Below are 1022 nucleotides of genomic sequence, written 5' to 3' on the forward strand. Positions count from 1 at the left end.
CCGGTGAGCGCGTTGTCGGCATCGTTGCCGGTGGCATCGGTGTTTGCCGGGCCGGTCAATACGACGTTCTCGACACCGTCAGGTGCGGTGTAGTCGATCGACGACAGCACCGTGTCGGTGCCTTCGCCCGGATTGTCCGTGACGACCTCGTCGGGGCTGTCGACCACATAGGTGTCGTTGCCSGTGCCGCCGTCGAGGGTRTCGTCGCCGCCATTGCCGTTGATGGTGTCGTTGCCAGCTTCGCCGTAGAGCAGGTCGTTGCCTTCGCCGCCGTTGATGGTGTCGTCGCCTTCGCCGCCGTTGACGGTGTCGTTACCGTCGCCGTCGCCGCCGTAGAGCAGGTCGTTGCCGTCGCCGCCGTCGATGCTGTCGTCGCCGGTGCCGCCGCGGATGTCGTCTTGGCCGGTGCCGCCGTCGAGCGTGTCGTTGCCGTCGCCGCCGAGGATGGTGTCGTCGCCGGTACCGCCGTTGACGCTGTCGTCGCCGGCGCCGCCGTTGACGCTGTCGTTGCCGTCGCCGCCGTCGATGACGTCGTTGCCGTCRCCGCCGTTGAGCGTGTCCTGGCCGTCGCCACCCGAGAGCGTGTCGTTGCCSRSGCCGCCGTCGAGCGTGTTGTCGCCGCTGTTGCCGGTGAGCGCGTTGTCGGCATCGTTGCCGGTGGCATCGGTGTTTGCCGTGCCGGTCAATWCGACGTTCTCGACRCCGTCAGGTGCGGTGTAGTCGATCGACGACTGCACCGTGTCGGTGCCTTCGCCCGGATTTTCCGTGACCACATCGTCGGGGCTGTCGACCACATAGGTGTCGTTGCCGGTGCCGCCGGCCATCGTGTCGTTGCCGGTGCCGCCGTCGAGCGTGTCGTCGCCGTCATTACCGTTGATGGTGTCGTCGCCGGCTTCGCCGTAGAGCTGGTCGTTGCCGCCGCCGCCGTTGATGACGTCGTTATCGTTGCCGCCGCGGATGGTGTCGTCGCCGAGGCCGCCGTCAAGCGTGTCTTGGCCGTCGCCGCCGTTGACGACGTCGTT

The 1022-nt window shown here is 67.7% G+C and carries 1 protein-coding gene; it reads right to left on the reverse strand.

The window, feature by feature from the left end:
• A partial coding sequence (locus AB4048_RS28800; RefSeq protein WP_442205351.1) for a calcium-binding protein occupies positions 1-1022 on the reverse strand: 1022 nt, incomplete at both ends.

The organism is Rhizobium sp. RAF56, assembly GCF_052113965.1.
Taxonomy (GTDB): domain Bacteria; phylum Pseudomonadota; class Alphaproteobacteria; order Rhizobiales; family Rhizobiaceae; genus Rhizobium.